Annotated in this window: 28 protein-coding genes; 24 read left to right on the top strand and 4 right to left on the bottom strand. The window is 56.7% G+C overall.

Going from position 1 to position 25,578, the window contains the following annotated elements:
- The 4 genes from AC07ZH_RS16925 to AC07ZH_RS16910 all read left to right on the top strand — a co-directional run.
- Positions 1-204: flagellin (locus tag AC07ZH_RS16925; RefSeq protein WP_495200652.1), on the top strand; the 204-nt coding region annotated here is incomplete at its 5' end.
- A gap of 210 nt (positions 205-414) precedes the next feature.
- Positions 415-1,872 (top strand): flagellar filament capping protein FliD, encoded by a 1,458-nt coding sequence (gene fliD / locus AC07ZH_RS16920; RefSeq protein WP_119110273.1) that lies wholly within the window; start codon positions 415-417, stop codon positions 1,870-1,872.
- Positions 1,873-2,038: 166 nt separating this feature from the next.
- Positions 2,039-2,449 carry a flagellar export chaperone FliS gene (fliS, locus tag AC07ZH_RS16915; protein WP_495200673.1) on the top strand — a complete coding sequence of 137 codons (411 nt, stop codon included), beginning with the start codon at positions 2,039-2,041 and terminating at the stop codon, positions 2,447-2,449.
- Positions 2,450-2,452: 3 nt separating this feature from the next.
- Positions 2,453-2,752, top strand: a complete 300-nt coding sequence (locus AC07ZH_RS16910; RefSeq protein ID WP_119110274.1) for a flagellar protein FliT — start codon at positions 2,453-2,455, stop codon at positions 2,750-2,752.
- A gap of 223 nt (positions 2,753-2,975) precedes the next feature.
- On the opposite strand, the gene fliE is transcribed toward AC07ZH_RS16910, so the two are convergent.
- On the bottom strand, positions 2,976-3,287 hold the full coding sequence (gene fliE / locus AC07ZH_RS16905) for a flagellar hook-basal body complex protein FliE (RefSeq protein ID WP_119110275.1): 312 nt from the start codon (positions 3,285-3,287) through the stop codon (positions 2,976-2,978).
- A gap of 188 nt (positions 3,288-3,475) precedes the next feature.
- Between fliE and fliF the strand changes: the two genes are divergently transcribed.
- The 13 genes from fliF (at position 3,476) to fliR (ending at position 15,102) form a co-directional block, all read left to right on the top strand.
- The gene (gene fliF, locus AC07ZH_RS16900) at positions 3,476-5,164 is read left to right on the top strand and encodes a flagellar basal-body MS-ring/collar protein FliF (protein ID WP_495200651.1); all 1,689 of its coding nucleotides are present in this window, start codon (positions 3,476-3,478) and stop codon (positions 5,162-5,164) included.
- 27 nt (positions 5,165-5,191) lie between these two features.
- Positions 5,192-6,187, top strand: a complete 996-nt coding sequence (gene fliG / locus AC07ZH_RS16895) for a flagellar motor switch protein FliG (RefSeq protein WP_119110277.1) — start codon at positions 5,192-5,194, stop codon at positions 6,185-6,187.
- Positions 6,168-6,893 carry a flagellar assembly protein FliH gene (locus tag AC07ZH_RS16890; protein ID WP_495200650.1) on the top strand — a complete coding sequence of 242 codons (726 nt, stop codon included), beginning with the start codon at positions 6,168-6,170 and terminating at the stop codon, positions 6,891-6,893. The genes fliG and AC07ZH_RS16890 overlap by 20 nt, the downstream gene beginning before the upstream one ends.
- Positions 6,880-8,271 (top strand): flagellar protein export ATPase FliI, encoded by a 1,392-nt coding sequence (gene fliI, locus AC07ZH_RS16885; RefSeq protein ID WP_119110279.1) that lies wholly within the window; start codon positions 6,880-6,882, stop codon positions 8,269-8,271. Before AC07ZH_RS16890 ends, fliI begins: the two co-directional genes overlap by 14 nt.
- A gap of 8 nt (positions 8,272-8,279) precedes the next feature.
- Positions 8,280-8,738 carry a flagellar export protein FliJ gene (gene fliJ, locus AC07ZH_RS16880; RefSeq protein ID WP_119110280.1) on the top strand — a complete coding sequence of 153 codons (459 nt, stop codon included), beginning with the start codon at positions 8,280-8,282 and terminating at the stop codon, positions 8,736-8,738.
- A 20-nt stretch (positions 8,739-8,758) separates the two neighbouring features.
- The gene (gene fliK / locus AC07ZH_RS16875; protein ID WP_495200649.1) at positions 8,759-10,372 is read left to right on the top strand and encodes a flagellar hook-length control protein FliK; all 1,614 of its coding nucleotides are present in this window, start codon (positions 8,759-8,761) and stop codon (positions 10,370-10,372) included.
- 386 nt (positions 10,373-10,758) lie between these two features.
- Positions 10,759-11,355 carry a flagellar basal body-associated FliL family protein gene (locus AC07ZH_RS16870; RefSeq protein WP_495200648.1) on the top strand — a complete coding sequence of 199 codons (597 nt, stop codon included), beginning with the start codon at positions 10,759-10,761 and terminating at the stop codon, positions 11,353-11,355.
- Positions 11,356-11,371: 16 nt separating this feature from the next.
- Positions 11,372-12,376 carry a flagellar motor switch protein FliM gene (gene fliM / locus AC07ZH_RS16865; RefSeq protein ID WP_119110284.1) on the top strand — a complete coding sequence of 335 codons (1,005 nt, stop codon included), beginning with the start codon at positions 11,372-11,374 and terminating at the stop codon, positions 12,374-12,376.
- On the top strand, positions 12,366-12,827 hold the full coding sequence (gene fliN, locus AC07ZH_RS16860) for a flagellar motor switch protein FliN (RefSeq protein WP_119110285.1): 462 nt from the start codon (positions 12,366-12,368) through the stop codon (positions 12,825-12,827). The genes fliM and fliN overlap by 11 nt, the downstream gene beginning before the upstream one ends.
- Positions 12,824-13,201, top strand: a complete 378-nt coding sequence (locus AC07ZH_RS16855; protein ID WP_495200647.1) for a flagellar biosynthetic protein FliO — start codon at positions 12,824-12,826, stop codon at positions 13,199-13,201. Before fliN ends, AC07ZH_RS16855 begins: the two co-directional genes overlap by 4 nt.
- Complete coding sequence (gene fliP, locus AC07ZH_RS16850) at positions 13,176-13,967, top strand: flagellar type III secretion system pore protein FliP (protein WP_495200646.1); 792 nt, start codon at positions 13,176-13,178, stop codon at positions 13,965-13,967. Before AC07ZH_RS16855 ends, fliP begins: the two co-directional genes overlap by 26 nt.
- An 80-nt stretch (positions 13,968-14,047) precedes the next feature.
- A complete protein-coding gene (gene fliQ / locus AC07ZH_RS16845; RefSeq protein WP_119110287.1) occupies positions 14,048-14,317 on the top strand; it encodes a flagellar biosynthesis protein FliQ in 270 nt (89 codons plus the stop codon).
- Between the two features lie 14 nt (positions 14,318-14,331).
- Positions 14,332-15,102: a flagellar biosynthetic protein FliR gene (gene fliR, locus AC07ZH_RS16840; RefSeq protein WP_495200645.1), complete on the top strand. Its 771-nt coding sequence runs from the start codon at positions 14,332-14,334 to the stop codon at positions 15,100-15,102.
- Between the two features lie 41 nt (positions 15,103-15,143).
- Here the strand turns inward: fliR and AC07ZH_RS16835 are convergent, their stop codons facing one another.
- On the bottom strand, positions 15,144-15,773 hold the full coding sequence (locus AC07ZH_RS16835) for a response regulator (RefSeq protein ID WP_119110289.1): 630 nt from the start codon (positions 15,771-15,773) through the stop codon (positions 15,144-15,146).
- Complete coding sequence (locus AC07ZH_RS16830) at positions 15,751-16,860, bottom strand: hybrid sensor histidine kinase/response regulator (protein ID WP_119110290.1); 1,110 nt, start codon at positions 16,858-16,860, stop codon at positions 15,751-15,753. The genes AC07ZH_RS16835 and AC07ZH_RS16830 overlap by 23 nt, the downstream gene beginning before the upstream one ends.
- Before the next feature lie 145 nt (positions 16,861-17,005).
- On the opposite strand from AC07ZH_RS16830, the gene AC07ZH_RS16825 reads away from it, so the two are divergent.
- From AC07ZH_RS16825 to AC07ZH_RS16795, 7 genes are all read left to right on the top strand, one after another.
- Positions 17,006-17,479, top strand: coding sequence for a hypothetical protein (locus AC07ZH_RS16825; RefSeq protein WP_245960653.1), 474 nt, complete (start codon positions 17,006-17,008; stop codon positions 17,477-17,479).
- Between the two features lie 50 nt (positions 17,480-17,529).
- Positions 17,530-17,892: a response regulator gene (locus tag AC07ZH_RS16820; protein ID WP_119110291.1), complete on the top strand. Its 363-nt coding sequence runs from the start codon at positions 17,530-17,532 to the stop codon at positions 17,890-17,892.
- A 39-nt stretch (positions 17,893-17,931) separates the two neighbouring features.
- Positions 17,932-20,055 carry a chemotaxis protein CheW gene (locus AC07ZH_RS16815; RefSeq protein ID WP_495200644.1) on the top strand — a complete coding sequence of 708 codons (2,124 nt, stop codon included), beginning with the start codon at positions 17,932-17,934 and terminating at the stop codon, positions 20,053-20,055.
- A gap of 42 nt (positions 20,056-20,097) precedes the next feature.
- On the top strand, positions 20,098-20,586 hold the full coding sequence (locus AC07ZH_RS16810; protein WP_495200643.1) for a chemotaxis protein CheW: 489 nt from the start codon (positions 20,098-20,100) through the stop codon (positions 20,584-20,586).
- A 99-nt stretch (positions 20,587-20,685) separates the two neighbouring features.
- The gene (locus tag AC07ZH_RS16805) at positions 20,686-21,543 is read left to right on the top strand and encodes a CheR family methyltransferase (protein WP_119110294.1); all 858 of its coding nucleotides are present in this window, start codon (positions 20,686-20,688) and stop codon (positions 21,541-21,543) included.
- 33 nt (positions 21,544-21,576) lie between these two features.
- Entirely contained in the window at positions 21,577-22,332 is a 756-nt protein-coding gene (cheD, locus tag AC07ZH_RS16800; protein WP_495200642.1) for a chemoreceptor glutamine deamidase CheD, read from the top strand.
- Between the two features lie 15 nt (positions 22,333-22,347).
- On the top strand, positions 22,348-23,442 hold the full coding sequence (locus tag AC07ZH_RS16795) for a protein-glutamate methylesterase/protein-glutamine glutaminase (RefSeq protein WP_495200641.1): 1,095 nt from the start codon (positions 22,348-22,350) through the stop codon (positions 23,440-23,442).
- Positions 23,443-23,457: 15 nt separating this feature from the next.
- On the opposite strand, the gene AC07ZH_RS16790 is transcribed toward AC07ZH_RS16795, so the two are convergent.
- Positions 23,458-25,350: an ATP-binding cassette domain-containing protein gene (locus AC07ZH_RS16790; RefSeq protein ID WP_495200640.1), complete on the bottom strand. Its 1,893-nt coding sequence runs from the start codon at positions 25,348-25,350 to the stop codon at positions 23,458-23,460.
- Positions 25,351-25,578 lie beyond the last annotated feature (228 nt).

The raw sequence follows: 25,578 nt of genomic DNA, 5'->3' as shown, positions 1-25,578 counted from the left end.
ATTCAGAACCGCTTCAGCTCGACCATCAACAACCTGTCGGCCACCAACGAGAACCTGACCGCTTCGCGCAGCCGCATCATGGACGCCGACTTTGCCGCGGAAACGGCCAACCTGAGCCGCTCGCAGATTCTGCAGCAGGCCGGCACCGCCATGGTGGCTCAGGCCAACCAGTTGCCGCAATCGGTGCTCAAACTCCTGCAGTAACCAACATTGGGCCGTTTCCCGGAACGTGGCCCAGCCAATTGTCGCAAACTGTGTGCAAGCTCCCGCAGGGTTAGCAGGCTGCAGCGACATATTCAAGTTTTGTACGCCTTCGCCGATAAGCCTGTTGGGACTGCGTGCATTCTGGCTCGCACCGGCATGCCGTGGTGCTTTGTCGGATAGTAGCCTGCATGACCGTAATAGGAGATTGACATGGGCATTTCATCCCCTGGTATAGGTAGCGGCCTCGATGTCCAGAGCATCGTCTCCCAACTGGTGGCGCTGGACAAGCAGCCTCTGCAGCAACTGCAGGTCAAGGCCTCGGGGCTGAATTCACAAATATCCGCCTATGGCCAGCTCCAATCGCAAATTGCCAACCTGCAGACCCAGGCAGCCAATTTGGCTAGTGCGGCGAGCTGGGAGACCATGGCGGTTTCGTCCAGTAATTCGTCGGCCATCGTGGGCACCGCTACCTCTGCGGCGGCGCCCACTTCGTTCAGCATGGAAGTGAGTCAGTTGGCGCGTGCCCAATCGGCAGGCTCTGGCGTGTTTGCTACGGGATCTTCCGTGGGTACGGGAGTGCTCAAGATCCAGCTGGGCACCTGGGACAAGGGTGAATTCACTTCGGCATCCGATGGGACGGCCGTATTTTCCCCTGGTGCCTCATCTGAGGTATCGATAAACATCACTGCGGCCGATGACACGCTGGCCAAGGTGGCCGCCAAGATTAATGCGGCCAATGCTGGTGTCAATGCCACAGTGCTGCACGATGCCTCGGGTGACCGGCTTTTGATGCGCTCAAGTACGACGGGCGCAGCGTCTGGCTTTCGTATTCAGGCGGTCGATGACGATGGCAACAACATCGATGGTGCCGGGTTGTCGCGCTTGGCTTTTGATCCGGAAAATGCGACGGCGGGCTTGGCGCTGACCCAAACGGCGCAAGATACGCTTGCCACCATCAATGGTGTGAGCGTGGCGTCAGCCAACACCACGTTTTCTAATGCCATTGACGGGCTTACGTTGACAGCGACCCAGGTGACAACTGCCCCTGTGAACGTGACGGTATCGCGCGACACAACGAGCGCGCGTGCGAATATCACCGCATTCATTTCATCCTACAATGCCCTCAACAATGCGCTGTCTACCATGACGGGGTACAACGCTTCAACCAAAACAGCCGGCACTTTGCAGGGCGACTCAACAGCCGTGGGCCTGCAGACGGCGTTGCGGCAACTGGTTGGCAGCTTAGGGCCGGGCGGTGGGGCTTTTAGTCGGCTCTCTGATATTGGGGTGCAGTTCCAGACGGATGGCACGCTAAAAGCCGACGACACTAAGTTGAATGCAGCCATGACCAATCCGGATGCTCTCAAGACCTTTTTTGCGGCTGACAATACGGGTACGGCGTCTGATGGCTTGGCGACGCGCATCAATGATTTCGCCTCCGGTTTGCTAGACCCTAGCGGCATATTTACCACGAAGACCAAATCGCTCCAGGATGCAGTGAAGCGCAATTCTGACGAGCAGACTACCGTGAACACCCGCGCTGACCAGCACCAAACCCAATTGCTCGCACAGTACAGCCGGCTCGATAGCAACTTGAGTCAGTTAACTGCGCTCAACACTTACATCACCCAGCAGGTGGCGATGTGGAATAAGCAATCGACCAACTGAATTGATGCCTTTCTCCGTTGTATGCGCTGGGATGGCGCAGGATATGCGCATGCAATCGATGGCACCAAAGGGTGCAAAAATAAGTATCTCTCTTTCCCCTGAATTTGCTTGAGTTTCCGATGCGATTGTCGATATGAATAACAAGAAGCAAATCAAGGAGTCGTCGATGTACACCCCCGTTCATTCCCGGGCCACTAGCGCTTACCGGCAAGTTGGTGTTCAGTCTGGAATCGAAGGCGCCTCCCCGCACGTGCTGATCAAGATGCTGTTTGACGGCTTGGTTCAGTCGCTGAATGCGGCGCGCGGCGCGATGGCGCGTGGCGACATCCCCGAAAAGGGCCGCCAGATTGGAATGGCCGTGCGAATTTTGGACGAAGGCCTCAAGGGCGGGCTGGACCCGGCGCGTGGTGGCGAATTGGCTGCCAATCTGGGGGCTTTGTACGACTATTGCGTGGCCCGCCTGACGCAGGCGAATATGCGCGGCGACGTGACCGCTGTGGAAGAGGTCTTGAAGTTGATCACTCCCGTGGCCGACGGCTGGAACCAAATTGCTGCCGCACCTGCAGGGAGGGCCTGAGCGATGTCTGCCGTGCTGATCGACTACTACAAGGCCATTGAAGACAGCAGTCGCAAGATGCTGGAAGCCGCGCAGGCCAGCGACTGGGAGGGTGTGGTGCGGTACGAAGGCGCTTGCGCCGTGCTAATCGAAGAGCTGCGTTACAAGGCGCAGGAGCATGACTTGATGCCTGAGTACCGCAAGGAAAAAACGGTGATCATGCAGCGCATCCTGCGCAACGACGCACAGATCCGCACCCTCGCCGAGCCGTGGCTGGCGCAATTCGAACACCTGTTCGAGGGCCAGCCGCAGGTCATGCATTGAAGAGAAAAATAGTGCTCGAATCAGGCTTCAGCGCTTATCTGGTAAGCGCTGGTAGCTATGAAATTGGATAACGTCTGCGCCAATGCCTGCGCCTGACGTGGGCAGCGCAGGATGCCGATAAATATTGAGCAAAAAATGCCTCTAGCGCTTATGTATAAAGCGCTGATAGCTCCTATAAAAGGAGCATCTTGTCTATTGGAGCACCGCCTGGCTCTGGCGGGCCTTACACCTGCATGTTCATGATGTCGGTATAGGCCTGCACCATGCGGTTGCGCACGTTCAAGGTGGCCTGAAAGCCGATTTGCGCTTTCTGAATGGCCACCATGGTTTCCTCCAGGCTTACCGCCGGGTTTTCCAGTTGAACCTGGGTCTGCAGATCGGTGGAATGGTTTTGTGCGGCGCTTACCGATTGCAGCGCACCCTTGAGTGCGCCGGCAAAACCGACTTCGCTGCCGCTGTTCTGCGCAGCTGCTGGGCGGCGCGCTTGGCCCGCGCCGGTGAGCGGGGCGAGTGAGCTGGTGATGCGCATGTCCATAGCGAAGTCCGGTGAGAGAAGTCCATGAGGGCGAGAGAAGGGATGGCGCAATCCTAGTGCCGTCCCCAATACCTGTGTGCAGGAAAAGATGGCGAAAGCAGCGCCTTATCGGGTGAACGCCGCAGGGCTGCTGCCCAATAATCGGCCCACGCAGCGCCCCACCTTGGCGTGCGAACCTGGAAACACCGATGTCCGCAGTTCTTCCTGTCGATTCTGCAAAGCAGCCGTCAAGCCCCGTCTGGCTGCAGCGCCTGTCCGCGATGGACAGGGCCCAGCGTATGCGCCTGGCGGTTGGGGCGGTGCTGCTCGTGGGCGTTCTGATTGCTGCTGTGCTGTATGGGCGCCAAGCCGACTACCGTGTGCTGTTCGCCAACCTGAGCGATAAGGATGGCGGCGCTATCGTCGCGCAGCTCACGCAGATGAACGTACCGTACAAGTATTCCGAGGGGGGCGGCGCGATCATGATTCCGAGCGATCGCGTGCACGACGTGCGTCTGCGCCTGGCCACGCAGGGTTTGCCCAAGGGCTCGATCACGGGCTTTGAGTTGATGGATAACAGCCGCTTTGGCATGACGCAGTTCCAGGAGCGGCTCAATTTCCAGCGCGGGCTTGAAGGCGAGTTGACGCGCTCCATCCAGTCGCTCTCTTCTGTGCAGAGCGCTCGCGTGCATCTGGCGCTGCCCAACCAGAACGGGTTTTTCCGTGAGCAGCAAAAACCATCCGCCTCGGTCTTGATCAGCCTCTACCCCGGCCGTGTGCTGGACCGGGCGCAGCTGGCCGGTATCGTGCACCTCGTGGCTTCCAGCGTGCCCGAACTGGCGCCGTCCGCCGTGAGCGTGCTCGACGATACGGGCAAACTGCTTTCCAGCACACCGGACGGGGCGCAGAGCGGCGAATTTGACGCCCAGCAGTTGCAGTACGTGCAGCAGATTGAGCAGCAGTACACGCGCCGCGTCATGGAGATGCTCGAGCCCATCGTGGGCCGCAACAACGTCAAGGCGCAGGTGACGGCCGACGTCGATTTCAGCCAGACCGAATCGACTGCCGAGCAGTTTCGGCCGAACCAGGCGCCTGACGCGAGTGCCATTCGCAGCCAGCAGGTCATGGAGACCAGCGGCAATACCAGTACCACGGCAACCGGTGCGGCAGGCGCCGTGGCCAACCAGCCGCCGGGCCCGTCCGCTGCGCCCATCAACGGCGCCAACCCTGCGCCCACGGCCGCAGGCCAGCAGCAAGCGAACGAGTCGGGCACGCGCAAGCGTGAGTCCACCACCAACTACGAGGTGGACAAGACGGTCAAGGTGACGCGCGCTGGACGCGGCACCGTCAAGCGCCTGAGCGCTGCGGTGGTCGTCAATTACCAAAGCAGCCAGGAAAGGGGCAAGACGGTGACCAAGGCGCTGTCCGCCGAGCAACTCGAGCGCATGACCGCACTGGTTCGGGAATCCATTGGATTCAACAAGGAACGTGGCGACTCCGTGAACCTGATGAACGCGCCTTTCCAGGTAGAGACGCAAGCGGTAGAGCAGACCCCCCTGTGGAAGCAGCCTGAAACATTGGACCTGGCCCGTAGCTTTGCCTGGCCCGTGGGACTGTTCTTGTTTGGTGCTCTGGTGCTGCTGGGCCTGGTGCGGCCCGCGTTCAAGAATTTGGCTTCCGGGGCACCTGCCCGCAGCAAGGCTGCGGGCGGCACGCTTGACGCCCTGGAGGCGGAAGCGCCGCAGCGTCCGGCGCTGCCCCCACCCTCCAGAACAGCAACTCCTGCGCCCCCCACCGAGGAGCAACTGCGCCTTGAAGATGCCCGCGTGCTGACACGTGAGAATCCGATGGCCGTCGCCCATATCATCAAGAGTTGGGTCAATGGCGACGCAGCCTGACCGCAAGCCCGCTACGATGCACCTACCATGGACGAACAAGGCCTGAACGACGCTGCTATCTTCCTCATGTCGCTGGGGGAGGAAGAGGCGGCGGAAGTGTTTAAGCACTTGTCGCCCAAAGAGGTGCAAAAGCTGGGCGAAACCATAGCGCGCATGCGCAATGTTTCGCGTGAGCGACTGGACGAGGTCATCAACAAGTTTTCCGGTGCGGCTGCGGCCCAGAGCCTGTTGGTGTCCGACACAAGCAACTATGTCCGTGCGGTGCTCAAGCGTGCCCTTGGGGACGACAAGGCCTCTCTGCTGATCGACCGGATTTTGCAAGGGGGGGATGTCTCGGGCATTGAGAGCCTCAAGTGGATGGACCCTTTGTCGGTCGCGGAACTGCTGCGCAATGAGCACCCGCAGATCATCGCTGCCATTCTGGTGCATCTGGACTACGACCACGCCGCAGGCGTGCTGATGCAGTTCGGCGACCGCCAGCGCAGCGAGGTACTGCTGCGCGTGGCCACGCTCGAAGGTATCCAGCCCACGGCACTCAAGGACCTTAACGAGGTGCTGTTCAAGGTGCTCGCTGGGGGCGACAAGGTGCGCAAAAGCTCGCTTGGTGGTGTCAAGGCGGCAGCCGAAATCATTAACTTGCTGGGCAGCAACACCGAAGGGGTGGTGCTGGAGAACATCCGCGCCCACGACCCTGACCTGGCACAGAAGATCATGGACAAGATGTTCGTGTTCGACGATGTCATGAAGCTTGACGACAAGTCGATTCAGACGGTCCTCAAGGAGGTGGCGTCCGAGACTTTGGTGGTCGCACTCAAGGGCGCAGCGCCCGAACTGCGCGAGAAGTTCCTCTCCAACATGTCCTCACGTGCGGCCGAGGCACTGCGCGAAGACCTCGAAACACGTGGACCGATGCGCCTGTCCGAAGTGGAAGCGCAGCAAAAGGAGATCCTCAAGACGGTGCGCCGTCTGTCCGATGAAGGACAGATCGTGCTGGGAGGCGCAGGTGACGAAGCCTTCATCTAAGAGCAGCGCGTATGCGCGCTTTATCCCACGCGAGGAGGTGGGGGATGTCATGCAGTGGCGGTTCAGCGCTGTCGGCGCTGATGCTGCCCCGGAGGAGCAGAGCGAGGTGCCCGAACTGCCCCCAGCCGTTGATGAAGCAGCGCAAGCGGCAGCCGAGCAGCACATTCGGGATGAAGCTTTTGCCCTGGGACACGCCCAGGGAGTCGAGCAAGCGGCGTTGGAATGGCAGCACCGGCTCGACGACTATGTCGCTGGCCAGGGCGTTATTGCCGCGCAGCAACTTGCCAGTTTGGCGGCTGCATTTGAACAGGGACTGGCAGCCGCGCAGCAAAACGTGGCGCAGGGGGTGCTTGAACTTGCCTGCGAGATTGCCCGGCATGTGGTGCGACGGGAACTGCAGAGCGACCGCGCGGCCTTGCAGCCCGTTATCGCCGAAGCCTTGGGAAGCCTGGTGGCTGATGGGCGGCCCATTGCTGTGCGCCTGCATCCCATCGACGCGCAGGCATTGGGGTCGGCATTGAAAACAGAGTTTTCGGCTGCTGCCATTCAATGGATTGCCGATGCCAGCGTGGCGCCCGGTGGCTGTCTCGTGGAGCAGGCAGGCGCTGTAATTGACGGACAACTTGAAAGACGCTGGCAGCGTGCGCTCGCACCTTTGGGGATTGATATGCCTTGGCGCGAGGAGGCAGACCATGCAGCCGACTGAAGTCAGCTCGGCCTGGAGCGCCTTTCTGGATCAGGCGCGCCGGCGCACCGCCGATGCACCGGCGCTGGAGACTCGCGGTACCTTGACGCGCCTGGCCGGCCTGGTGCTGGAGGCCAGCGGCATTCGCGTGCCGGTGGGTTCGCAGTGTTTTGTGGAAAACGGGGAGGAGCGCACGCTGGCAGAGGTGGTGGGTTTTTCCGGCGAACGCGCCTTTTTAATGCCAGCGGGTGATACCCAGGGCTTGTCGAGCGGCGCCCGTGTGGTGCCGGCGGCGCCCTACGTGGCGCCGCTGCGTTTGTTCGAGGTGGCACGGCCGGTGCAGAGAATCGGCGTGCTGCGCCTGCCCATGGGCGATGGACTGCTTGGCCGCGTGGTCGATGCCCAAGGCTTGCCGCTCGACCACGGTGGCCCGCTGCAGCAGGTTTCGGCCGACCCTATGGACCGGCGCCTGATCAATGCCATGGACCGTGACCCGGTGCGCGATCCGCTGGACACAGGCGTGCGCGCCATCAACGCCTTGCTCACGGTCGGCCGAGGCCAGCGCCTGGGGCTGTTTGCCGGCTCGGGCGTGGGCAAGAGCGTGCTGCTGGGCATGATGGCGCGCTACACCGCCGCCGATGTCATTGTGGTGGGCCTGATTGGTGAGCGTGGGCGCGAAGTGAAGGAATTTGTCGAAGACATTCTGGGCGCACAAGATCGCGGGCGCGCCGTGGTTGTAGCCGCACCGGCCGATGCGCCCCCGCTGCTGCGCATGCAGGGTGCAGCGTACGCGACAGCGGTTGCCGAGCACTTCAGAGACAAAGGCAAGCATGTGCTGCTGCTGATGGATTCACTCACCCGCTATGCGATGGCGCAGCGCGAAATTGCCTTGGCGATTGGTGAGCCACCGGCCACCAAAGGCTACCCACCATCGTGTTTTGCCAAGCTACCGCAATTGGTTGAACGAAGCGGCAACGGTTTGCATGGCGTGGGGTCCATCACGGCCTTCTATACCGTGCTTTCCGAGGGGGATGACCAGCAGGACCCCATAGCCGACGCGGCGCGCGCCATTCTGGATGGGCACATCGTTCTCTCGCGCGCCTTGGCCGAGACGGGGCATTTTCCGGCCATCGACATCGAGCAATCCGCGTCTCGCGTTATGCACAATGTGATCGGCCAACAGCATTTTGAGCTGGCGCGCCGGTTTCGTGCCGTGTACTCGCGCTACCAGAAAAGCCGTGACTTGGTGCAGGTTGGCGCGTATATGAGCGGCTCCGACCCTGGGCTTGATGAAGCCATTCGGCTGCAACCTGCCATGGAGGCGTTCTTGCAGCAAAACATGTTTGAAGCGGCGCCGCTGGAGCAGAGCGTTGCAGCAATGGCCGATGTTTTTGAGTGACCGGCACCATGAACGTAAAAAAAAGCACGTTGCAGATTGCTGTCGAAATGACCGCAAGGCAGCGTGATGGTGCTCGCCATGCCTTGCAGGACGCGCGCGCCAGTGCTGCTGCCGCTGAAGAGCAAATGGAGCAGTTGCAGGTATATGCCAGGGAAACTGAGTCCCGCTGGGGGATGCGTTCCGGTGCGCATGTGATGCCGGAAGTACTGTTTCACCATCGGCATTTCATGGGGCGGCTGGAGCATGCGATGGAGATGCAGACCAAAGTGCTTGAAGACCATGCGCGTCGCGTTGCCGATGGCGAGAGCACTTTGCTGGCAGCGGAATTGCGCTTGGCTACGCTTAAGAAGTTGGTAGCTAAGCGGCAGCGCGAATGGGCGCTGGCAGAACAACGGCACGAACAGAAGCAGACCGATGAGCGTGCCCAGTTGGCATTGCAGCTGCGCCTGAACGTGCACCAAGCCTAAAGATATCGGAGACCATCATCATGGACAGCATTCGCCTTGGCCCTTCTAAGTCTGCTGACGGAGCGCATGCCGTGCGGCAAAAACCGGGTGCCGAAACCGAACAGACTTCTGGTGCTTTTTCTGCGCTGCTTTCCGGTTTGGGAGCGCAATCAAGCGTGAACCTGGACGCCCCGGCTTCTCCCGAGGAGCCCAAAGAAGGTACTGGATCGCTAAATTCAGCTCTGGACGCAGGGGCTGCGCCGACCGATGGCGCAACGAAGGTATTGGGGGGCCCTGCGGCGGCTGAGCAAACCGAGAATGTGCAAGTCGCCGGCACGGGCTCGGTCAAACCCGTAACGCACCAGGGTATTGCCGGCGGTGGCATCAAGGCCATCGCAGTGGGTTCGAGCAGCACGAATCCCGTCACTGCGACAGCCCGTGCCGCCACCAAGCGAGGCGCTGATAAGGGGGCTGTTGACGCTGACACTGCCGAGGTTATTTCACAACTGGGTGCACAAGGCCGCCAGGGTGGTGACGTTGCATCTGTCGCCGCACAAGATGTGCCGCTTGGAACGACTGGCGATGGAGCGTTGCTGCCAGAAATTCCTGCAGCTTCCAACGGTGCTGTGGTGGGTGGTCGCCCCGCGTTGAAAGGCAAGAGCCAGGCGGCGCTACCAGAGCAGGGAGCGTCGGTATCGGCTCAAGATGCCGCCATGCCCCTCACCCTTGCGCTTCCGTCTGGAGGACTGGGCGCTGGTGGGGGAGTGGTGGCGCAGACCAGTCGCATGGACGCTTCGGTCGCGTCAACCAAGATCGGCGCAGCAAATGTATCAAGACACCGCCCTTCGCTTGCGTCCCCTGCCACCAGTGCTAGTGCTAGTGCTGCACTGTCCGGCCCATTGCGGACATTTCCGCAAGCGGCTGGTTTGACGCAAACTGGAGCGCAAGGGGCGGGTGCTGGGCTTCTGGGAACTCACATGGACCCTCGTGCGTTGTCAGAGAGCGGCCAGTTGCAAGCGACTTCACAAAAAGCGGCTGAAAAAGGCGCTGGCTCGGTTAGCGATGTCGCTGGCCTTGTTGCAGCGACGCCGCTGCCGATAGATGCAGGAGCATCCACATCCGATTTCTACCGGGATCGTACGGAGTTACCTGGAAGCGAACATTCGGGTTTTGGCGCCACTACGGTGGGCCAAGCGTGGGCAGAGTCTGGGGGGTCTGTCTTGACCGACCTTGGGCATGGAATTGCAGACGGAATGGCGGCATCGCCTGAGGACGCTGTTGCAGAGCAGGTCACGTATTGGTTGAGTGAGAGTCTCAAGAACGCAGAGTTGACGGTGGAGCATGCGGGCCAGCCGGTCGATGTGCGTGTGTCGCTAGCAGGTAATGAGGCGCATGTGGCATTTCATAGCGATCAGGCTCAGACACGTGAACTGCTCACGGACAAAATGGAGCAGTTGCGCGAGCTGTTGCGCGGGGAGGGGCTGGTGTTGTCGGGTGCTACCGTGGATGCAGGCGCATCTGGGCAAACAGGGGATCAGGGAGGAAGGAGCGCGCCGTTTGGCGCCCCTACAACGAACGTGCTGGCCGTCGTAGACAAGCCGGCGCAAGCGGTGCGCCGGACGTTGACAAGCAGCTCGGTCGATCTGTATGTCTGAGAAGGGGTGAGCGAACCCCTCTCCCTCGCCTTGACCGGAAGGGGCTCTGTGGTCCTTTCCGCCATGCTGTATTCATTCACATCGCCTGATGTATTGGGCCCCTGCAACTGAGGGATTTTTGATGCGCCATTGGTTGGCTGCGCACCCGTCGCAAACTCAAATACCCTGACTCGGGGGACTGTGGCCCGTTTCCGGGCCTTATCTCGGTATCATGGCTTGGCTGGCCGCCAATAATGGCTTCTATGTAGTCGCCTGCCTTCGCAAGAAAAATCTTTGCAGGCTGTGCTTGCTCGATGACCTGCACTTTGTCAGCGCGCTTGCTCCTGATTTGCATTGAACTCGAGAGGGCTTTGACGCCCATTTGCCGTTCCAAGGAATATTTGAAAGTGTCAACTGCCGTCGAAACAGAGAAGAAGCCTGCAAAGAAGCGGCTTAGCAAAAAGCTGCTCATCATCGTGGCGGTCGTGGTGGTGTTGCTGCTGTTTGCCGGGGCTGGAGTGGCCTATGTGGTGTCGCAGCGCCATGCGGTGGATGAAAACGGGGATGACGTTGAGGCGGTGGCCAAGGAGCCTGCATCTGCACCAACATTTCTTCCCATAGACACCATGGTAGTAAATTTGGCGGATCCGGGGGGGGAGCGGTTCGCGCAGGTCGGTATCACGCTGGAGCTTGCTGATGCCAAGACAGCAGAACTTATCAAGCAGTTCATGCCCAGCATACGCAGTAGTGTGCTGCTGCTGATTTCCCAGAAAACCTCAGACGAGCTTTTGAGTCGCGAGGGGAAAGACAAGCTAGCGCATGACATCCTGCGCGAAGTCTCGCGTCCACTCGGGTTTTCTGTGCCGGATGCTCCTGTCGGGGTGACCGCTGCGAAGCCTACTGCTGGGCACCGCGCCGAGAATAAGAGCAAAGACAAGGGCAAAGCGGGGGGGCAGGAGAATCCGGTCCACCGGGTCCTGTTCTCTGGCTTCATCATTCAATAGGAGCAGGGGGTATCCGATGAGCGAATCGTTCCTGTCTCAGGAAGAAGTCGACGCCCTGCTCGAAGGCGTAACCGGGGAGAGCCAAAAAACCGAACAGGAAATTTTCGAGGCTGGTGAGGTTCGGAACTACGATATTTCGAGCCAGGAGCGGATCGTGCGCGGGCGCATGCCGACGATGGAAATCGTCAACGAGCGCTTCGCACGCAATTTTCGGATTGGCTTGTTCAATTTCATCCGCCGCAGTCCAGAAATTTCCGTTGGTATGGTGGCCGTGCAGCGCTACAGTGCGTTTCTGCGCGAATTGGCGGTGCCGACCAACTTCAACATCGTGGCGATTCGCCCCTTGCGTGGAAGTGGGCTGATTGTCTGCGAGCCGTCGTTGGTGTTCGGCATCATTGATACGCTGTTTGGGGGTGTTGGAAAGTTCCAGACGCGTATCGAAGGCCGTGATTTTTCGCCTACTGAGCAGCGCATCATCAACCGGTTGGTGGATGTCATCTGCTCGGAATACAAAAAGGCATGGCAGGGCATCTATCCTCTGGAACTGGAGTACCAACGGTCAGAAATGCAGCCTCAGTTTGCCAATATTGCAACCCCTAGCGAGATTGTGGTGTCGACGGCCTTCCAGCTTGAAATTGGTGATCTCTCTGGGGCGATTCATATTTGCATGCCCTATGCCACGCTGGAGCCGATTCGCGATGTACTGTATTCGTCCACGCAGGGCGATTCCATCGAGGTGGACCGCCGCTGGGTGCGCGTGCTCACGCGTGAGATTCAGGCGGCCGAAGTGACGCTTGTGGCCGAACTGGCGCGTGCCGATGCAACCGTGGAGCAGTTGCTCGCGATGAAGCCGGGCGATTTCATTGAACTTGATCGTGAGCCCCGCATTCGTGCCTCGATAGGTGGTGTTCCGGTATTTGAGTGCCAGTACGGTACACACAATTCCAAGTACGCCATCCGTATTGAGCAGTGTTTACGCAGCGCCGACCAAAATTGGATGGGGGACAAAAATGTCAACTGAAAACGACAAGACAGGCGATGGCTCTGCCGGAGCGGGTGAAGACGCAGGCGATCCGTTTGCCGGCTGGGCCGAGGCACTGGAAGAGCAGAAGTCTTCGGCTTCGAGCCCAGACCCAGAGCAGGGCGGGCCGCTGAGTGGTGAGGCCACCAGGCCATTTTCTGCCTCCAACGATGCGCCGGCGAACGACATCAACATGGTGCTCGACATTCCCGTGCAGCTGTCGGTGGAACTTGGTCGCACCAAGGTGCCTATTAAATATATTTTGCAGCTTGCTCAGGGCTCGGTCGTGGAGCTTGATGCCTTGGCTGGTGAACCCATGGATGTGCTGGTCAACGGATACCTGATTGCGCAGGGGGAAGTCGTCGTGGTGAACGACAAGTTCGGTATCCGCCTCACCGATGTGGTGACGCCTTCCGAGCGCCTGCGCCGGGTCAGCCGAGGCCAGGGATGACGCAAACCCTGTTACTCGTGATTGTGTTTGTGTTGGGCATTGCCTCGCTTCCCTGGCTGGTGCGTCGGGTGCGGCAGCGCCAAGGTCGCCTCGCTGGGTCTTCTGTCCCGCCTCCACGTGTGCTCTCTGCCATAGCAGTTGGACCACATCAGCGTGTTGTTACTGTGGAAATGGGCGGTGATGGGGACCGCACGACCTTAATTCTGGGCGTAACGCCGCAGAGCATCTGTTGTCTGTACACGCAGGTTTCGCGCGCCGATCCCGGTGCTGGGATTGGTTCATTTTCAAACGCCATGGCGAATGCGTCAGCGGTCGGACCTTTGCATTCGCGAGAACCAGCGCCCACCGATGAGAAGGACGTGGGACGTGGTTAAAACAAGAGCGGTGTTAAGGGCGCGTCCAGCCGCCGCGCCGCTCGTCCTGCTGGGCAGTTTATTGGGGCACGGCGTTGTCTTTGCACAGACAAACGCTTCCTTGCCTCTGTTGATTGGTTCTGGGCCATCGGGGGCCAGCTATTCGGTTCCGATTCAGACGCTGCTGTTCTTTACCGCGTTGTCGTTTTTGCCGGCCATCTTGTTGATGATGACGGGCTTCACGCGCATTGTGATCGTACTGTCCCTATTGCGCCAGGCTATCGGGACGCAGTCTGCGCCACCCAACCAAGTGATCATAGGGCTGTCGCTGTTTCTCACCATGTTTGTCATGGGACCGACGCTTGATCGCGTCTATGAGGATGCCTACATTCCCTACACCACCAATGCCATAGGGTTCGAGGAGGCCGCAGCTAAGGCAGAGGCCCCCATGCGCCAATTCATGCTCAAACAAACTCGCCAGTCCGACTTTGCCTTGTTTGCGCATCTGGCGCGGCTTGACGCATCCGTTACGGCAGAGACGGCTCCGCTGCGTGTTCTGGTGCCTGCGTTTGTCACGAGCGAGCTCAAGTCGGCGTTCCAGATCGGATTCATGATTTTCATTCCCTTCCTGGTGATTGACATGGTGGTCTCCAGCATCTTGATGTCTCTCGGAATGATGATGCTGTCCCCTGTGCTGGTGGCGCTTCCCTTCAAGTTGATGTTGTTCGTGTTGGCAGATGGATGGAACCTTCTGATCGGCTCGCTCGCGGCGAGCTTTGTCACCTGACACAACCTTCGAGGAGCGCTCTATGACACGCACTTGGAGTGTTTCGGTTTTCTTTCTCTGGAAGATAGGGAGGTAGGCGTATGACCCCGCAATTTGTGTTGACCGTTGGCCACGATGCTTTGATGTTGTTATTGATGATTGCCATGCCGGTGCTCGGTGTGGTCATGGCGGTGGGTCTCCTTGTGAGTATTTTTCAGGCGGTCACCCAGATTCATGAGGCGACACTTGCCTTCGTCCCCAAATTGGTCGCAGCAGTGGCTGTGTTTGTCTTTGCTGGCCCATGGATGGTGAGCACCTTGGTGGATTTCATCCGACGCACTATTGAATCTATTCCATCGGTCGTTGGCTGAGCGACCCAACGGCCATGATCACGTTTTCTGAAGCCCAGATCGTGGCCTGGATGTCGCCAATTCTTTGGCCGTTTCTGCGTGTGCTGGCCTTATTTTCTGTTTCTCCGGTGTTTTCGATGCGCGTCATCCCCGTACGCGTGCGCATTGGTCTTGCTTTTTTTGTGGCACTTTGTGCCCAGGCGATGCTGCAAGACCAACCCCAGGTTCCGTTCAATGGTTCTGATGCGCTTGGTGTCGTGGCGCAGCAAGTGTTGATTGGACTTGCCATCGGGTTCGCCGTGCGCTTGGTATTTGCCTCAGTTGAGCTTGCCGGTGAAGTGATTGGGCTCCAGATGGGGCTTAACTTCGCATCTTTCTTCGATCCGGCGAGCAACACCCAGGTGAGTGCGGTGGCGCGATTCTTTGGCAATATGGCGACGCTGTTCTTCGTCGTGATCAATGGCCATCTGATGGTGCTGATGGCGGTAGTCAAGAGCTTCGACCGGTTTCCCGTAGGAAGTCATTTTTTGGTGGCCATCGGACAAATGCGACTCTACGAACTAGGGACTTCGTTGTTCTCGAGCGCCTTGTGGATTGCGTTGCCAATGGTTGCGCTTCTGCTTTTTGTGAATCTGACGCTGGGTATCATTTCTCGCGTTGCGCCCCAAATGAACATCTACGCTGTGGGCTTCCCCGTGACACTCACCGTAGGCCTTCTAGGTATCACGGCAACTTTGCCGCTGCTTGAGCAGCCGATGCTGACACTCATGCAGCAGGCCATGGACTTGTTCATTGTCCAGCGCTGAAGCGGATTGGATAAGAACTGCTGCGCAGGCAAGCCGTATCGTTAAACCAAACCATTGCGGATGGCATACACGGTCAACTCTGCGTTGTTGGAGAGTTTGAGTTTTTCAAGCACTCGCGCCCGGTACACGCTGACAGTCTTGGGGCTGAGCATCAGTTCTTCGGCAATTTCGGACAGGCGCCTTCCAGACGCGATCTTCAACAATGTCTGTAGTTCGCGTTCCGACAATGCAGCATGCCCTGCCACTTGGGCGGGCTCGGAAATGCTTTCAGCGAGCATTTGCGCCACCTCAGAAGTCAGGTATTTACGTCCCTGCGCGATCAAATGTACGGCATCAATCAAAACAAGAGGGTCGGCGGCCTTGCTTGCATAGCCTTGCGCTCCCGCGCGCAGGCACCGTACGGCATACTGGTCCGCCGGGTTCATAGAGACCACTAGAACCTTGATGCGTGGATGGGTTTCGCGCAGCGAACTCAGCACCTCCAAGCCGCTGCGACCAGGCATGTTCAGGTCGAGCAATAGGACATCACAGGGTGTGGATCGCAGCACTTCCCGTAGTTCAGAATAGCTCCCGGCTTCGCCGCTTATTTTGATATCCACCGCTTCTTCTAAAGTATCACGAATTCCGCGGCGGACCAAGGCATGGTCATCACAAAGCACAACGTGGATCATAGGCAGTGTCTTGGTTAAGAGGCACGGAAAGGATGACAGATGTTCCACGGCCAGGGCGACTGCTAATGTCGAGCCATCCACCTGCGGTTTTGGCTCTCTCGCTGAGGCCGATAAGGCCAAAGCTTTGTTGCTTGTTGCGCGCTTCTGTGTCCATGCCCTGTCCGTTGTCGCTCACTTCCAATGTGAGTACGTTTTCGGCATCGGAGAGGTCAATGTCGACAGCAGCGGCAGCAGCATGCTTTGAAATATTGGTAAGCGCTTCCTGTGCAGTACGGTAGGCAACGAGCTGCAAGTGCGCAGCCAGTTCAGCATTGCGCAGGCTGGATGACAAATTCACGGGGATGCCCGTGCGGTGTTCGAAATCCCGTGCCAACCATTCGAGAGCTGCTGCCAGGCCCTGGTCGAGGACAGGTGGGCGGAGATTTTTCATGATGCGCTGACTCGCGCCAAGTGCATGCTGCAGCATCTCCGTGGCCGCATGTGCATGGCTGGTCACGCTGCCATCTTGTGCGTGGCGCTCAATCCAGGCGAGGTCAAAGCGTATCGCGGTTAGGGCTCCGCCAATATCGTCGTGAATCTCACGGGCGATGGCGGCGCGCTCTTCTTCAATGGAATCTTGAAGATGTTCTGTGAGCTGGGCCAAGTTCTTCTGTGACTGGGCCAATTCTTGAGCGGCCAGCTCACGTTGTGTTCGTGCATGGTGCACTTCACATGCGCGGGAAATTACATGCGGAAGTCGAAAGAGTTGATCCTTCAACACATAGTCCGCGATTCCTAATCGGATTGCATCGACCGCAGCGGCTTCACCAATGGCGCCCGACAGCAGAATGAAGGGGGGAGACAGTGGTTTGTCTGCCACAAATCGCCATGCATCGAGCGCAGTGAAGCCGGCAAGCTGGTAGTCGGCAAGGATGGCATCAAACGACATGTTTGCCATAGCGGTCAAAAAATCAGCCAAGATGTCCACATGGTGCATCTCGACAGACATGCCACTTTCGCGCAGAGCCAGGACGGTGAGGCGATGGTCTGCCAGCGAGTCTTCAAGATGAAGGATGCGTAGCGGCAACGTGTGTTCGACAGACGCCATAAGCAAGCTATCATAGGATACAAATTGGAACAAACAAGCGTGGTTGCCCGGTTGGGGAAGCGCGTCTTCTCGCCTCCAATATAGATGTTGTTGGCAATCACCAACTTGATGCGAGTGTGATGGCGTGTCAATGGATTTAGACGTCATGTCGTTCACGATGGAGGATGACCTTGTGCCACCAGTTTCAGAGTCGACCAAGGGTCCGGAGGTGCATTTGCCGGTGATGGTTGCTGCTGACTTGCAGGATTCCTTGCTTGTCGTCATGCATGACCTGCATCGCCTTGAAGGGCTACTCAGCCATGCCGCTGACAATTTGTTGGAGCGTTTTGGCGAGGCCAATGAATCTCTCAGTGGATCACTGGTCCAGAACTCTCCGGAACTCCAGATCGTGCAAAACGCCTTGCGCAGTGCGGTGGTAGAACTGCAATTTCAAGACATGGCGTCGCAACTCATCTGGCACACCACGAAGGTTTTGCAGGCCTGTGCTTTTCAGTTGGCTGCAGAAGCCATGGGGACTGAAGAAGGTGAAGAAGCTGCTTCATTTGCCGATATGGCGCCTGATCGCCCCAATCCGGTTACGCAAAGCGAAATGGATGCTGGCTCGGTTGACCTGTTCTAAGCCACACAATCGCTACAGTTTTATTTAATCCCGTTCGTTGGAGCACTTACATGCAATCGATTCTTGCCGTTGATGACTCACCGTCCATGCGGAAGATGGTGGCCTTTACTCTCTCCGGTGCTGGCTACCATGTGGTTGAGGCGGTTGACGGGCAGGATGCTTACGAGAAAGCACAAACCCATGACATTGATTTGGTATTGGCTGATCAAAATATGCCACGCCTTGATGGCATAGGCTTGACCCGAAAACTTCGCGAACACCCAAAATTCAAGACCGTGCCTATTTTGATTCTCACAACTGAATCAAGTGATCAAATGAAACAGGCAGGACGGTCAGCAGGAGCCACCGGTTGGCTGGTCAAGCCATTCGATCCCAATCGCCTGATAGAAGTGATCCGAAAGGTGATGCCGTGAAGAAAAACCAACGTACGTTTCGATCATCAGGAGCGATCCATGGCTGAACTGCATCAAGAAGGCGGCGGTGCAGATTTCGATCTGACCCAGTTTTATCAAATTTTTTTTGAAGAAGCGGGTGAAAACCTGGATCAGATGGAGCAGATCCTGCTTGATCTTTCGCTCGAGAACGCGGATGACGAGGAGCTCAACGGTATTTTCCGCTGCGCCCATTCGATCAAAGGAGGGGCTGCCACCTTCGGGTTTGCCGATGTAGCGGAGCTTACGCATCACATGGAGTCGCTTCTGGATAAGTTGCGGCGCCATGAATTGACCCCTGTGCCCCAAATGGTTGACGTTTTACTGGAGTCTGCAGATGCATCACGCAGCCTTCTTTCGCGGCACCAAACAGGAGAGCAGGGCGAGGCGCCATCGACAGCAGATTTGGTGCGGCGAATTGCCGAGTTGGCGTCTGGAGGTATTCCCGATGTACCAACGAGATTGCCGTCACAGATGCCAGACGTGCGCACCTCTGTTGCGGCCCCTCAATTGGTAGCACAGGCATCCGCACAACCTTCATCGGAAGGGGCTTCCGGAGAACGGCAACTTCTGATTCGAATAGGGCCGTTAGAAGAAGCCAGCAGCGCCGATGTTATCAAGGAGCTTTTTCGGGATATTCCAGGACTGGGCTCCATTGCGGATGGTGTTGCAGAAGATCCATCCATACGGTCCTTCCAGGTCACAACCAGTGCCAGTGACGGAGATCTGCTTGATCTTTTCGCATTTCACGTCGCCAAGGAGCAGGTCGTCATAACCACGCTCGCGCCCGATCTTGCGCTCTCAACGTCACCTTCCGGCGAGATACCGTATGGCTTTTTTCCCGATGCTCCAGGCTCCCCAGGCACAGCCCCGCTGCCCATCACGGTGCAGGCGGCGGTAACTGATGGCGGTACTCTCGCCGTAAACAAGGCTGTGTCTTCCAAGGTTTCTGAGGCCAAAGCCGGCACCCAGGCGCATGTGGAGTCCAGCACCATTCGTGTCGCAGTCAATAAAGTCGATCAATTAATCAACTTGGTGGGAGAGTTGGTGATTACGCAGGCGATGCTGGCGCAAAACAGTCGCGACCTGGATGCTGCGGTGTACCAGCAGCTCCTCGCAGGCTTGGCCGATCTCGACAGGAACACGCGCGACCTGCAGGAATCGGTAATGTCCATCCGGATGATTCCGATGTCCATTGTGTTCAGCAGGTTCCCGCGCATGCTGCGTGACCTCGCCAACAAGCTGGGCAAGAAGGTGGATCTCGTTACGTTTGGTGAGGCCACAGAGCTCGACAAGGGCCTCGTGGAGAAAATTACCGATCCGTTGACGCACTTGGTGCGCAACAGCGGGGATCACGGAATTGAGATGCCCGCGGATCGTCTGGCAAAAGGTAAGCCAGAGCACGGCACCATTACTCTTTCTGCGTCGCACCAAGGCGGGTCCATCGTCATTGAGGTGAAGGACGATGGCCGGGGCCTGTCTCGCGAAAAAATCCTGCGAAAGGCGCGAGAGCGAGGTATGGATGTGTCGGATCAATTGACCGATGCCGAGGTCTGGCAGCTTATTTTTGCCCCAGGATTTTCGACGGCAGAGGTGGTCACCGATGTGTCGGGCCGTGGCGTGGGGCTCGATGTGGTGAAACGAAACATCGCAGCGCTTAACGGCAGTGTGGAAGTGGATTCGTCCGAAGGGTACGGGATGCGGGTATCCGTACGACTGCCCTTGACATTGGCCATTATGGACGGTATGTCCGTCGGTGTTGGTAATGAGGTCTATATTCTTCCATTGTCGTCGGTAGTTGAATCCTTTCAGGTCAATACCGAAGAAGTTAGCACCGTGGCACAAGGCTCTCGACTTGTAAAAGTGCGTGAAGAATATATGCCAGTGATTGCTATGGAGAAAATATTTCAAATCCCAAGAAATGGATCTGGAAAATCTAGTGATATTATGGTTGTCGTGGAGTCTGATGGGAGTCGAATCGCCCTGTTAGTGGACGAGCTTCTTGGGCAACATCAAGTGGTAGTAAAAAATCTTGAGTCCAACTATCGGAAAGTTCCTAATGTATCTGGTGCGACCATATTGGGGGATGGAAAAGTAGCTTTGATTCTAGATACCAGTAGCATGGTGCGCCGTGCCCGCCATTGAATACATAAACCATCCCGGCAGCTTTGAAAGGGAGAAATTGCAATGAATGTAAATGAAAAAAATAATGCTGCTGTGTCCTCTGGATCTCGCGAATATCTCACTTTTCGTCTTGAAAATGAAGAGTATGGAATAGATATTCTCAAGGTTCAAGAGATACGGGGGTATGAGTCGCCAACTAGAATTGCCCACTCCCCGGAGTTTATTAAGGGGGTGGTTAATCTACGCGGCACTATAGTGCCCATAGTCGATATGCGGATTAGATTTAATTGTAAGCTTGTAAAATATGATGATTTTACGGTTGTGATTATTCTTAATCTGCGTAATAGAATTGTTGGTATTGTGGTGGATTCTGTTAGTGATGTGATGGAGATTGCTCCTGATAATATTCAATCTGCGCCAGATATAGAGAGTGCGATTGATAGCGCCTGTATTTTTGGTTTGGGATCTGTAAATGACAGAATGTTAATTCTTCTTGATATAGAAAAATTAATGTCAAATGTAGATATGGGATTGGTGGCGGCGGTGGATTGATTGGTTGATTAATGAGCCCTAGCATAAAAATTTTCCTGATAACCAAAGCAGCTTAGATTTTATTGGTGGAGTAATGAAAATCTGCAGGAAGACGGCCAAATGAAGTCGCTCGTGGGTGAAACTTCTTCTGCGACAGGCCCGTTGAAGCAAGGGCGTGAATTTGTCTGGACAGATGCAGATTTTACCAGGGTACAAGCCCTCATTTATCAGCGGGCAGGGATTAGTCTCCATGATGGCAAACATGCCATGGTTTATAGCCGCCTTTCCCGGCGTCTTCGGGAAACCGGACATAACAGCTTCCACGATTACTTGGGTTGGCTTGAGCAACACGATGGCGCGGAGTGGCAGGAATTTATCAATGCACTAACTACCAACCTCACTGCCTTTTTTCGTGAACAGCATCATTTTGATATTTTTGCTGAGCATCTTCGCTCTGGGCCGCCCGGCGCAGCGTGGCGAGTATGGTGCAATGCGGCTTCTACGGGGGAGGAGCCGTATTCTATTGCAATCACAGCATTGGAGACCATAGGGAGTAGCGCAACGTTTCGACTTGTGGCTAGCGATATAGATTCGCGAGTTTTGGCGACTGCTGCGCAAGGAGTATATCGACTGGAAAATCTCAAAGGCTTGACGCCTGAACGGATGCATAAATTTTTTCTCCGGGGAAAAGGAGAAAATTCAGGGTTGGTGCGCGTCAAATCAGAACTTTCGCGAGCTATTGATTTCATAAGTGTAAATCTAATTCGGGATGACTGGCCATTTCGTGATCCGTTTGATGTGGTGTTCTGTCGCAATGTCATGATTTATTTTGACGCTCCCACACAGCGCCGCGTCCTGGAACGGATTCACCGCGTTCTCAAGCCTGGTGGCATGCTTTTTGTGGGGCATGCCGAGAATTTCAGCGAATCACGTGATCTTTTTTCCTTGCGAGGGAAAACCGTGTATGAGCGTCGATAAGCAACCTGCATATCAAGCAATATTCCGATTCGCATGATCTCCCAAAAACCTATTTCCATTGCTGCGGTGAACTCCCTTCCAGCGGCAGCCGCACCATCTGAGCGACGCCGTGCCCCACGCATTGCTCCCTTGGCACCGGAAATTTATGGGAACAATCACGTCGCTGCACCTGATTCTTCGTTGGATGAACTTAAATCTAGACTCAAAAGACCTGGGCTAGCTTCGTTCTTTTATTTTGATAATCATTTTCAATATAACGCCGTCAAGGTGCTTCCAGGCGAATATTTCGTGGCGAATGAGAATCTTGTGATCATGACGGTTCTTGGATCTTGCATTGCTGCATGTATCTGGGATAGTCGAATGCGCGTGGGAGGAATGAACCATTTTATGTTGCCTGATGGTGATTCACTGGATGTGTCAGGGCGCTATGGCTCTTACGCGATGGAGCTTTTAATTAATGAAATGCTTAAGTTAGGAGCGCGGCGAGAAACGATGCAGGCTAAAATATTTGGCGGTGCGCAGGTGATGCATAGTTTCACGACCATGAATGTTGGCGAGAGAAATACGGCCTTTGTTGTTAACTATCTACAGACTGAGCGAATTCCTGTGGTATCAGAAGATGTGTTGGATATTTATCCTCGCAAGGTTTGTTTTTTTCCGGTTACAGGAAAAGCCATGGTCAAGCGACTCGCGCATGCTCATCCGGAGGATTTGGTTGCGCAAGAGAAGGGCGGAAATGCGCAGACTGTTGCGCGGGTGACGTCGGGCGGCTCAGTAGATCTTTTCTGACGGAGCAGTCCGAAAATGGGTAAGAAAATTCGCGTCGTAGTAGTAGACGATTCAGCCTTGGTGCGCAGTTTGCTGTCGGAGATCATTAACCGCCAGCCCGATATGGAATGCGTGGCGACAGCCAACGATCCCCTGATCGCACGGGAACTAATTCGGGAGCATGACCCCGATGTCATCACGCTGGATGTCGAAATGCCCCGCATGGACGGCATCGATTTCCTGGGGCGGCTAATGCGCTTGCGCCCGACGCCTGTGGTGATGATTTCCACGCTCACAGAGCGTGGTGCTGAGGTCACAATGAAGGCGTTAGAGTTGGGCGCCGTGGATTTTGTCGCTAAACCGCGTATAGGCGTGGCCAATGGTCTAAGCGATCTATCTCAACAAATCGTTGACAAGATTCGCGTGGCAGCGGTAGCCAGGGTGAGACGCCTTTCGCAACAAACCCCTTCTGTTAGCGACACTGCACGTTCGGGAAGTGTGGAGGCACCAACGGCGCTTCTCGGGCGATTGTCTACCGAAAAAATTGTATTCATTGGTGCATCCACGGGCGGCACCGAGGCCATCAAGGAAATATTGGTGCATATGCCTCCTGATTCGCCAGCAATCGTTATCACGCAGCACATGCCTGCAGGTTTCACGACGAGTTTTGCGGCACGCCTCAATAGCCTTTGCCAAATTCGGGTGAAAGAGGCTACAAACGGAGAGCGGTTATTGCCGGGCCATGCCTATGTAGCCCCTGGGGGTACGCAGTTTCATGTTGGACGCAGCGGCGCGAATTACATTGCCGTGGTGGACGATGGTGTGCCGGTCAATCGCCATAAACCTTCGGTTGAGGTGCTGTTCAAATCTGGTGCGGCCTTTGTGGGCCGCAACGCACTGGCGATTATGTTGACCGGAATGGGAGCAGATGGTGCAGTAGCCATGCGTGAAATGAAGGATGCGGGGAGTTATAACTTTGTGCAGGACGAGGCAAGTTGTGTCGTATTCGGCATGCCACGGGAGGCTATTGCACATGGCGCCGCTGATGAGGTGCTACCTCTTCAGGCAATTGCGCCTGCACTGGTCGCGCGCCTGCGTAGCGGTGCGGATCGTGTGCTCCACCGCATTTGAGGCAGGCTGCTGGCGTCACGCCGACAACGCTTCCCAGCGTTCCAATGCAGCCATCAAAGCGGTCTCAATTTCTGCCTCTCTTATTTGAAGTGCAATGGCCCGTGCGCTATCGGTCTGGTAGAGAGCGCCATCTGCAAGTGCCGCCTGTAGGCCCCGCTGCTCTGTTTCTAGTGCAGCGATTTGTTGAGGCAAACCATCCAATTCGCGTTGATCTTTGTAACTCAACTTCTTTTTTGATAGCGGTTTCTCGTCGCTGGTTGAGCGATAGGGCGCCATTTCTTTTGGATTTTTGTCGGCTTGCTCTTTCATGATCTTGGTGCGTGGCGTGGCCAGTTCACGTGCGCGGGCCGATTGCAAGAGCCAGTCGCGCACCCCGCCTTCATACCCGCGCCACACTCCGTCACCTTCAAATGCGATGGTGCTCGTCACGACGTTGTCGAGAAAGCTGCGGTCATGACTCACCAGAAAAACAGTGCCGTCGTAGTTTTGTAGCAACTCCTCAAGCAGGTCGAGTGTCTCGATATCCAGATCATTGGTCGGCTCATCGAGCACAAGAACATTGGCGGGGCGTGCGAAAAGGCGCGCCAGAAACAGCCGGTTGCGCTCCCCGCCCGACAGTGAGCGCACTGGAGAGCGCGCCCGCGCGGGCGCAAAAAGGAAATCACCCAGATAGCTCTTTACATGTTTGCGCTCCCGTCCTATTTCAATCCACTCACTTCCGGGGCTGATGAAATCCTCCAGAGTCGCATCGAGGTCGACTCCCTCGCGCATCTGATCGAAATAAGCCACCTGTATCTTGGAGCCCTGCCGCACTGACCCGCTGTCAGGCGCTATCTCTCCCAAAATGAGCTTTAGGAGCGTGGTCTTCCCTGCTCCGTTCGGACCAATTAGTCCAACTTTGTCACCACGCAGAATCGTCGCGCTGAAGCCGGACACTATCTGCGTCTCACCGTAGCTCTTGCAGACATTCGCCAATTCTGCAACCAGCTTGCCGCTTTGAGCTCCCGAGGAAATATCAAGCTTGACCGCATCCATCGCATCACGACGTGTCGCACGGTCTTTGCGCAGCATCTCAAGGCGGGAAATCCGACTTTGACTTCGAGTCCGACGGGCTTCCACGCCCTTGCGAATCCAAATTTCCTCCTGTGCCAGCAGCCGTTCGGCCTTTGCTTCGATGATGCGTTCCTGGGTCATCTGCTCCTGTTTTTGCTCCAAATACCGAGCAAAATTTCCAGGATAGGACAACAGCCGCCCCCGATCAAGCTCAACAATGCGTGTTGCTACGCGATCCAGGAATGTGCGGTCGTGCGTGATAGTGACGATGCTGCCTTTGAAGTCGCGCAGCAACTCTTCAAGCCATTCGATGGAGTCAAGATCAAGGTGGTTAGTTGGCTCATCCAGCAGAAGGATGTCAGGCCGAGTTACCAGAGCCTGGGCTAGCGCCACGCGTTTCTTCTTCCCGCCTGAGAGATCGCCGACACGTGCTGAGCCATCCAAGTGCAGGCGTTCCAGGGTCTCCGCAACGCGCTGCTCCCAGGTCCAGCCTTCTTGGGCTTCGATTTGTGTTTGCAGCGCATCAAGGTCGTCGTCTTGTGCCCCAGAAAAATAGCGTTCGCGTAGTGCGATTACAGGCGACAGCCCCTCTGAAACACACGAGAACACCGTGCCATTCGCCTCAAGCACGGGCTCCTGCGCAACAAACGCCAGTCGCACTCCCCGCTGCACTTGCCGTGTGCCATCGTCGGGTGGGCGAGTGCCTTCAAGGATTCTTAGAAGCGAAGACTTCCCTGCTCCGTTGCGTCCGATAAGTCCTACGCGTTCGCTAGGCTCTAAGGAAAAATCTGCGTGGTCTAGCAGGGCGACATGCCCGAAAGCGAGCTGTGCATTGGATAGAGTGATGAGTGCCATGTGCCCCGATTATCGGCAACGGCATAGGTTGGGTTGTTCAAGGAGTTCTGTAAGCAAGGAGATTAAAATTTTTTAACTGGGCCTTGCCTTCGAGTCAAAACCCGTACTACAATGCAAGGCTGCGCTGCTGACGGCAAGTAAGCCCCGAGAGGGGTTTGCTGGATGCGGTGGTGCGGCGGGTGAAGTTGGTGGATGTTGAGTGAGGTGAGAAGAAAAAATTCTTCGAAC

This window comes from Simplicispira sp. GW247-4R2A, assembly GCF_059424465.1.
This window is presented reverse-complemented; position numbering and strand designations above follow the sequence as displayed.